Source organism: Collinsella sp. HCP28S3_B9, from assembly GCF_052066095.1.
Taxonomy (GTDB): domain Bacteria; phylum Actinomycetota; class Coriobacteriia; order Coriobacteriales; family Coriobacteriaceae; genus Collinsella.
This window is the reverse complement of sequence record NZ_JBQHST010000009.1, coordinates 56,051-64,072: the sequence shown is the minus strand read 5'-3', so window position 1 is coordinate 64,072 and position 8,022 is coordinate 56,051. Positions and strand designations below refer to the sequence as shown.

10 protein-coding genes are annotated in these 8,022 nt (G+C 59.4%); 1 reads left to right on the top strand and 9 read right to left on the bottom strand.

The features are described from left to right. Positions 1-73 (top strand): IS3 family transposase (locus tag ACTNBB_RS03590; protein ID WP_441015707.1); only part of this gene is annotated, 73 nt, incomplete at its 5' end. A 202-nt stretch (positions 74-275) separates the two neighbouring features. Here ACTNBB_RS03590 and ACTNBB_RS03585 read toward each other — a convergent pair. The 9 genes from ACTNBB_RS03585 to ACTNBB_RS03545 all read right to left on the bottom strand — a co-directional run bounded on the left by ACTNBB_RS03585 (position 276) and on the right by ACTNBB_RS03545 (position 8,013). Then, complete coding sequence (locus tag ACTNBB_RS03585) at positions 276-1,025, bottom strand: transposase (RefSeq protein ID WP_441056609.1); 750 nt, start codon at positions 1,023-1,025, stop codon at positions 276-278. 230 nt (positions 1,026-1,255) lie between these two features. Then, a complete protein-coding gene (gene rsfS / locus ACTNBB_RS03580; protein WP_427718691.1) occupies positions 1,256-1,711 on the bottom strand; it encodes a ribosome silencing factor in 456 nt (151 codons plus the stop codon). Between the two features lie 27 nt (positions 1,712-1,738). Further along, the gene (yqeK, locus tag ACTNBB_RS03575) at positions 1,739-2,272 is read right to left on the bottom strand and encodes a bis(5'-nucleosyl)-tetraphosphatase (symmetrical) YqeK (protein ID WP_441056682.1); all 534 of its coding nucleotides are present in this window, start codon (positions 2,270-2,272) and stop codon (positions 1,739-1,741) included. Positions 2,273-2,359: 87 nt separating this feature from the next. Beyond that, the gene (gene nadD, locus ACTNBB_RS03570) at positions 2,360-3,037 is read right to left on the bottom strand and encodes a nicotinate-nucleotide adenylyltransferase (protein ID WP_441056612.1); all 678 of its coding nucleotides are present in this window, start codon (positions 3,035-3,037) and stop codon (positions 2,360-2,362) included. Positions 3,038-3,040: 3 nt separating this feature from the next. Next, positions 3,041-4,507 (bottom strand): GTPase ObgE, encoded by a 1,467-nt coding sequence (gene obgE / locus ACTNBB_RS03565; protein WP_441056614.1) that lies wholly within the window; start codon positions 4,505-4,507, stop codon positions 3,041-3,043. Positions 4,508-4,593: 86 nt separating this feature from the next. Continuing rightward, the gene (gene rpmA, locus ACTNBB_RS03560; RefSeq protein ID WP_154516202.1) at positions 4,594-4,851 is read right to left on the bottom strand and encodes a 50S ribosomal protein L27; all 258 of its coding nucleotides are present in this window, start codon (positions 4,849-4,851) and stop codon (positions 4,594-4,596) included. 33 nt (positions 4,852-4,884) lie between these two features. Further along, positions 4,885-5,259, bottom strand: coding sequence for a 50S ribosomal protein L21 (gene rplU, locus ACTNBB_RS03555; protein WP_035138585.1), 375 nt, complete (start codon positions 5,257-5,259; stop codon positions 4,885-4,887). A gap of 67 nt (positions 5,260-5,326) precedes the next feature. Further along, a complete protein-coding gene (locus tag ACTNBB_RS03550) occupies positions 5,327-6,139 on the bottom strand; it encodes a TIGR03936 family radical SAM-associated protein (RefSeq protein WP_441056616.1) in 813 nt (270 codons plus the stop codon). Next, entirely contained in the window at positions 6,136-8,013 is a 1,878-nt protein-coding gene (locus ACTNBB_RS03545; protein WP_441056618.1) for a TIGR03960 family B12-binding radical SAM protein, read from the bottom strand. Before ACTNBB_RS03545 ends, ACTNBB_RS03550 begins: the two co-directional genes overlap by 4 nt. Positions 8,014-8,022 lie beyond the last annotated feature (9 nt).

Sequence of the window (8,022 nt, the reverse complement as noted above, 5' to 3'; positions counted from 1 at the left end):
CACGAGGAGGCGCCAGGTTAAACTGAAGGGACTGACCCCGGAGGAGTTCCGGAGACAGTCCCTTGCGGCGTAGTTCTTATTTAAGCCGTCCAAGTTTTGGGGTGCAGTTCAATTTGGGACGGGGCTTTTTTAGCTACCCTTCAGCTGGCAGCGAATCACCCGGGGCCGGAATAAAACTCAACCGATTTGTAGGGTTAGCTAAAATAGCCCCGTCCCAAATTAGCTACCCAACCCATACCTGACGCGGTCGCAACACAGACCTCGTCCAAAATGAGCTATTTTTTGACTTTGACCTTTTGTATGGTGCAGTGTCCAATGCCCGTAAGACGGACGATCTGTTTAATCGAAAAGCCCTCGCTCTTCAAAGTACGAATGCAGGCATCGCGCGCCCCCTTTGGCAAAGCCTTAAGGTGATGAGGCTCGTACGGCTTAAGAAGCGCCTGCGCAAACTCCAGCGCATCTGTGTCGCTCACATGAGCGCCGTCACGGAAGCAATAGCGATTGGGCTCACCCGAGGTGCTGAAGGCAAAAAATCTCTGAGAGTCACCGAGCAACCCGAGAACGCAATCCGTTTTGCAGATACCCGAATATCCCATATACTCGCGAAAGCTGCTCCATCGATACAGCGAAGCGGTCCCAATCCTCGCCTTCGCGGGATTGTCGTGAATGTATCTCACGCAGTTGAGCAGCTGATCATCATCGAGGATCGGCACACTCTTAAATCGATCCTGGAAAACAGGCCCCTTCCTGCCTGTCTTTGAGTTGAAATACATGGCATACGCCGTCGTAATCGAATGCATGCAATCGCTCAGATGAACATGCTCGTCGTCAAGCAGAAGATGAATATGGTTATCCATAAGGCACCACGCGATGACATCCACTTTAAACTTCTGGCATTTCGAAGCAATCAGCCGAATCAGATAGAGTCGATCTTCGTCATCCTCAAATATGAGTTGGTCGGCACATCCCTTTTGGACGACATGGTAAAAACCATATACAGAGATTTCTCGCGCAGTCCGAGTCATACGCATCCCCTCCTCTACAGATGACAATTACGTTACCCGAGCCAGAGTAGAAAAAAACGTACTGGGAGCTATAAATCGCGATGTTCGGCGAACGGTAGGTAGTAGCTAAAAAAGCCCCGTCCCAAATTAGCTACTTTTGGGCAAAAAGAAAGCCGGGCGGCCGCGGAAAAACGCGACTGCCCGGCGAAATACTTGAGGGTAGCTAAAAAAGCCCCGTCCCAAATGAGCTACTAGAGGAGGTCCAGGGAGAGTTGGGGAGCATCGCCCCAGAGCTTTTCGAGGCGGTAGAACTCACGTGCCTCGGGAGTGAAGACGTGGACGACAACCGAACCGTAGTCCATGAGCATCCAGGTCTTCTGCTCGCGGCCCTCAATGGAAAACGGGTGCTCGCCGCAAGCCTCGGCGACCTTCTCCTCAATCTCGTCGACGATGGAATCAACCTGGCGGTTGTTGGTGCCGGTAGCAAGGACAAAGTAGTCGCAAACATCGGAAAGCTCAGTCAGGTCGAGCACCTGAACGTCCTCGCCTTTCTTGTCGTAGGCGGCCTGCGCGGCAGCGCGGGCGACATCCTCGGCGGCGACACCGCTGGCGGAGAGCGTCGCGGCAGTGCGGTCGGACGTGGCCACGAAACTCTTGTGCTCCTCACCTTCAAGAATCTGCTCGTCAGTCATGGTCTCATCGGCCATGGAATACCTCTTTCTAGACAGCCCGAACTAGCGCAGCTGGGCGTAATGGTTGTAAATCGTAATAGCCGTGGGATAAAGATAGCGCCCGGACTGGATCACATAGACCAGACCCTGCGCAAAACAGAAGAAGAACAACTCGTCGAGCGAGGACTTCCCCACCATCTTGCGCAGCGCATGGGCATAATCGCCGTGGCGGTTGGGTTCGATGGCATCGGCCACAAAGACCACCATATCGAGTGGCGACATGTCGCAAGCGCCCACGGTGTGACGGTCGACAGCCTGAAAGACCGCCGGCGACAGCTCGGGAAAAAGCTGCGGAAGCTCATAGGCGGCAACCGGGCCATGCAAAAGCGGCGTCGCGGCAGACGGAGAGCCGGCAATCTTAATGCCATAATGCAGAGCGCGCGTGACCAGCTCGTCGTCGGAGAGCACTTTGTCCCAGTCATGGATCAGGCCGGCGGCAGCGGCATCAAAGCGGTCGACGCCGTATACCTCGGCTAGGTGCAGCGCCGTCTCGGCAACCCCGAGCGAATGCACGTAGCGCTTACGCTTATCCTTCATGCGCACATCGAGCAACTCGTGGATACACGTCAAGAGCGCGCGCTCGTCGCCCTCAAACTGATCTTCTACCGACAACGTTTCCCCCCGTCAATCAAAATCGTCTTGCCCAAGATCGGCATACAGGCCGCGTTTACGGATATAGCCGAGCACGGACTCGCTCGTAAGATAGCGCACGCTCATGCCGCGGGCAACCCGCTTGCGGATGTTGGTCGAGCTAATCGCCAGCGCCGGAATCTGAATATAGCGCACATCGAATGGCAGCCCCGATTCCTTAATCCTCGTCCGGGCCGTATCGATGTCAAAGCCGGGACGTGTCGCAGCGATAAAGGTTGCCAGTTCGGCAATCTCATCAGCATTGTGCCAGGTCACAATATCGATAATCGCATCGGCACCCGTAATAAAGTAAAGCTTCACCTGTGGCGGGTAAAACTCGCGAAGGGCACGCAGCGTATCGGCTGTATAGGTGACACCGGCACGATCGATCTCGAAGCGGCTTGCCAAAAAGGCCGGGTTCGCGGCAGTCGCGAGGACCGTCATGGCATAACGGTCCTCGGCAGGCGTCACCGGTTTGTCGAGCTTAAAGGCAGGAGAGCCGGCCGGCATAAAAAGCACAGCGTCCAAGTCGAGCGACTCGCGAGCCTGCTCGGCAGTCACCAAGTGCCCGTAATGAATCGGGTCAAAGGTGCCGCCCATAATGCCAAGCCGAAACTCGTGCCCATCCTTGATAGGCAGCTCAGGCAATCCGATTCCACCGCGCAGCGACATGGCTTACTCGCCCTCCGGGGTCTCAATAACGTCGACATCGGTAGCGCCTTCGGAGCCCTCGGTGACATGAGCCACGTCCGCATCCTCGGCCGCTACGTCAATAACCTCAACGCCAGCATCCTCGAGCTCGTCCTCGAACTCCAAGAAGTCCTCGGCGCCCTCAAAGTCAAAGGCGCGCTGGCAAATGCGAACCTCGTCGCCCGCACGGCAGCCGGCCTTCTCGAGCGCGTCGTCGACACCCATGCGCGCAAACTTATGCTGCAGGTAGATGACAGCTTCCTCGTTTTCCCAGTCGGTTTGGATAACCATGCGCTCGATCGCGCGACCAACCACGCGGAAAGCACCCGGCTCTTCCTCAACAATGCGGAAGCGCTTCTCGCGCTGCAGACGGCGACGCTCCCACTCCTCATCGCGCAAATCGACCGGCTCATCGGAAACCGCAAGCTCCGCGCGGAGCTTAGCCACCTGCTCGCCCACGGCAAGCATCAGCGTGTTGAGGCCGGCACCCGTAACGGCGGAAACGGCAAAAAACATGTGGCCGTCGTCGAGCGCCGCACGCTTAAGGTCGGCAATCTTGTCGGCCGTACCCGGCGCATCGCACTTGTTGGCGACAACGATCTGCGGGCGCTCCGAGAGCTCGGCACCATACTGCTCGAGCTCACGATTAATGATGCGATAGTCCTCAACCGGATCGCGATCCTCAAAACCGCCCGTCATATCAACGACATGCATGATCAAAGCAGTGCGCTCAATATGGCGCAGGAACTGGTGACCCAGGCCCTTGCCTTCACTCGCACCCTCGATGAGACCGGGGACGTCGGCAACGACGTAAGAATATTCGCCGGCACGCACCATGCCCAGATTGGGCACGAGCGTGGTAAACGGGTAGTCGGCGATCTTAGGACGGGCGGCGCTCATACGCGCGATGAGCGAGGACTTGCCCACCGAGGGAAAGCCCACGAGCGCGGCATCGGCCATAAGTTTCATCTCGAGCTCGATCCAGTGCTCCTCGGCAGGCTCACCCAGCTGGGCAAACGCGGGCGCGCGGCGCACCGACGTCACAAAGTGGGTGTTGCCCAGACCGCCAGCCCCACCGGGTGCCACGACAACGCGCTCGCCATCGTGCACCAGGTCGGCAATCTCGTACATCGGGGTCTGCGTCTCGGGATCGAGCTCACGGACTACGGTGCCCATGGGAACTTTCAAAATCAGGTCCTCGCCGCTCTTGCCATTGCGACGGGCGCCCTGGCCGTGCGTGCCGCGCTCGGCACGGAAGTGATGCTTAAAGCGGTAATCGATCAGCGAAGACAGCTGAGCATCGGCCTGGATGACGACATTGCCGCCACGGCCGCCGTCGCCGCCATCGGGGCCGCCCTTGGGAACAAATGCCTCGCGCCTAAACGACATGCATCCGGCTCCGCCGTCGCCGCCGCAAACGTTTATGCGGCTGATATCGGTGAACTGTGACAACAGAATCGCCTCCTACAAAAAAAGAGGGAGACCCTTGAATCCTAAAACTCAAGTGCCTCCCACATATGTGCTCTATGAAGGGTGAATTACGCGTTCGCGAGCGGGCGTACGCTGACCCTGTGCTTGATACCCTTGTGGAACTCAACGGTACCGTCGACCAGCGCGAACAGCGTGTCGTCCTTGCCACGGCCAACGTTCGCACCCGGGTGGATGTGCGTGCCATGCTGACGGACGAGAATCGTGCCCGTGGTTACCGTCTGGCCGGCGAAGCGCTTCGTGCCTAGGCGCTGACCGCGGGAGTCACGGCCATTACGGGAGGAACCGAGTCCTTTTTTGTGTGCCATTGTGTATACCTACTCTTTCGTTACGAGTGTAATCTACTCGGCGACGGGAGCCTCGGCAACAGCCTCAGCCTCTGCCTTGACAGCCTTCTTGGCGCGGGAGGTAGCCTGAACCTTCACGATCTTCAGCTTGGTGAGCTGCTGACGGTGACCCTTCAGACGACGATAGCGCTTACGCTTGTGGAACTTGAAGACCAGCTGCTTCTCGCCCTTGAACTGCTCAACGATCTGAGCGGTAACCTTGGCCTTGGCCAGCTTGTCGGGATCGGTGACGATCTTCTTACCATCGTTGAGGAAGATGACCGGCAGGGTGACCTTGTCGCCCTCATTGCCCTCGATCTTCTCGACGGTGATGACATCGTCGGTGGCGACCTTGTACTGCTTGCCGCCCGTGTTAACGATTGCGTACATGTTTACTTGCCCTTCATGCATCAGTTAGTGCAACAGCCGAATATAGTAGCAGGCGATAATACCCCCGTCAACGAGTATGTGGAGCAAATCCACAAGTTCGCACAGGTATGGGGCTGACGAGTCGGCCCTCGTCGTCTTCGCATGCTTGATTCTGACGCTCGACATCGTAGGAGCAGATGGTCACGAGGTCTTGCATACCGGTGGAAACAATAGGTGCATCGACGCCCGGGGTCAAGCCCTGCAACAAAACATCAGCAGCAGAAAGCAAAATCTCCGGACGCATGGAGCCCTCGTTGTCGGCATGGGTGTCGAGTATGAGCACCAGATGGTCCGGGCGCTCCCCCGCCTTAAGCTCGTAGCCCACGAGCGTATGGTCCAAGTCCAGGCGCTTGCTCTTTTTGCCGCGCGCATAATCGATGCCGTGGGCCGCACGCAACGTGTCAATCGCGGTGTGCACCTCATCGGCGCTCACGGGTGACTCAGGGTCCAGATGCAGGTCAATGCGGTACGACAGGCGCGTGAGCTGCGCCGTCAGCGCCGGCGTGCGCACGTCGATGTAGGCGGCCTCGATGGGCGCCAAATCGGCCGGAGATGCCGCGGCCAGGCGCCCAAAGGCCTCGTCGAGCGCGACGAACTCGGTCATAAACAGGTCATACCACTCGCAGGTCGACGACGTGCCCACGGGCAGCGCCGACGAAAAGCCCACGCGCATATGCGGCGAGAAACCCTGCGTCACGGCATAGGGCAGCCCCGCGCGACGCACAATGCGTTCAATGGTATGAATCAGTTCCAGGTGGCCCAGGTACTTAAGGCGGTCGCGCTTGCCGTAGCGAACGCGAAGCCTAAAGAGCGTGGGGCTGTCGGTCAAGCGCTCACTCATGCGCGATCACCCACCAATACGTTCTTGGCGTGGAGCGTGGGGCAGATTCCGCAGCCGGTGCACGACGTGCGGGTGCAGTCGGGCGTCGTGACGCCCTCCAGCGAGCGGCGGTATTCGCGCTCGAGGAAGCCACGCGAGCAGCCGGGGCTCACGTGCTCCCAGGGCAGGTGCCAGTCCAGCTCGTAGGGCAGGTGCACGAGCTCGTTGAGGTCGATGCCGTTTTTGGCCGCGGCTGACTTCCAGTTATCGAGCGAGAAATGCTCCACCCAGGCGTCAAAACGCGAACCGGCACGCCAGGCATCGATGATGACCGGCGTCATGTCGCGGCCTGCACGAGACAGCGCCGCCTCGATAAGCGAGGTCTCGGCATCGTGGTAGTGCACGCGGACCGCACGGTTGCGAACACTCGTAATGAGGAGCTTCTGACGGCGTTTGACGTCGTCGTAATCGAGCTGCGGGCACCATTGGAAAGGCGTGGCGGCCTTGGGGATAAACACCGACACCGAGATGGACACCGAGATGGAGCCGCGGCGCGCCTTGGGTACCACGGAGCGGCCGAGCTCGAGCACATGGTCGGCCAGGTTGGCGATGGCCACGATATCCTCATCGCGCTCGCCGGGAAGACCCATCATAAAGTAGAGCTTCATGCGGTTCCAGCCGGCCTCGAAGGCCGCCTTGGCCGCGCGGTCCACGTCCTCCTCGGTCACGTTCTTGTTGATGATGTCGCGCATACGCTGACTGCCGGCCTCGGGGGCAAACGTCAGGCCGCCCTTCTTTTCGCCGGCGACCGACTCGGCCATATCCACGCCAAACGAATCCAGGCGCTGCGAGGGAATGGACACGCGAATGCCCGTATCTTCCAGGCGGCGGTTAAGGCGACCGAGCACGTCGCGGATGCAGGAGTGGTCGGTGGTCGAAAGCGAGGTAAGCGACACCTCGTCATAGCCGGTCTTTTCCAGGCCCTGGATCACCGAGGACACGATCTGGTCTGCCGAGCGCTCGCGCACCGGGCGATACGTCATGCCGGCCTGGCAAAAACGGCAACCGCGAGCGCAGCCGCGCAGGATCTCGATAGACAGGCGATCGTGAACGAGCTGCGCATAGGGCACGCACGACTGCGACAACGGATTGGTAGCGCCAAAGTCCTCGACGACGCGCTTGTAGACCACCGGCGGGACGTCCTTACCCTCACGCGGCACGGTGTAGCCGTGCGGTGAGCAGGGTTCGTCATAGCGCACCTCGTACAGCGACGGCACATAGGTGCCACCGACCGTCGCGAGCCGCTCGACAATCTGAGCGCGCGGGACGCCCTCGTCACGCAGGCGGCGATGCAGGTGGCAGATCTCGAGCAGCGACTCCTCACCCTCGCCAATCAGGATGGCATCGAAGAAGGCCGCATACGGCTCGGGGTTATAAACCGAAGGTCCGCCGGCGACGACGATGGGATCGTCCTCGGTGCGGTCAGCAGCCAGCAGCGGAATGCCGGCGAGGTCGAGCGCCTCGAGAAAGTTTGTCACGGCCATCTCGTGCGGCACATGCATACCGACGATATCAAACGAGGCCACGGGCGCTGCGCCCTCGAGCGACAGCAGCGGGATACCGGCCTCGCGCATGGCATCGCCCATATCGGGCCACGGCACATAACCGCGCTCACAGGAGATGCCCTCGGCCTGGTTAAGGATGTTGTACAGGATGGCGATACCCTGGTTGGGCAGGCCGACCTCGTACACGTCCGGGTAAATCATGCAGCAACGATAGTCGGCATCGGCCTTGGAGAGCGTACCCCACTCGTGGTCGATATAGCGACTCGGCTTTTCGACCTTCGCGAGCAGCGGCTCGATCAAATGAAAACAGTCTTGGTATGGAACGCGCAAAAGAAACCC

Excerpts from the sequence above, each read along its gene's own strand:
- rplU (WP_035138585.1), bottom strand. The coding sequence starts at position 5,259 with ATGTACGCAATCGTTAACACGGGCGGCAAGCAGTACAAGGTCGCCACC.
- yqeK (WP_441056682.1), bottom strand. The coding sequence starts at position 2,272 with ATGAAGGATAAGCGTAAGCGCTACGTGCATTCGCTCGGGGTTGCCGAG.
- rpmA (WP_154516202.1), bottom strand. The coding sequence starts at position 4,851 with ATGGCACACAAAAAAGGACTCGGTTCCTCCCGTAATGGCCGTGACTCC.
- ACTNBB_RS03585 (WP_441056609.1), bottom strand. The coding sequence starts at position 1,025 with ATGACTCGGACTGCGCGAGAAATCTCTGTATATGGTTTTTACCATGTC.
- nadD (WP_441056612.1), bottom strand. The coding sequence starts at position 3,037 with ATGTCGCTGCGCGGTGGAATCGGATTGCCTGAGCTGCCTATCAAGGAT.
- rsfS (WP_427718691.1), bottom strand. The coding sequence starts at position 1,711 with ATGGCCGATGAGACCATGACTGACGAGCAGATTCTTGAAGGTGAGGAG.
- ACTNBB_RS03550 (WP_441056616.1), bottom strand. The coding sequence starts at position 6,139 with ATGAGTGAGCGCTTGACCGACAGCCCCACGCTCTTTAGGCTTCGCGTT.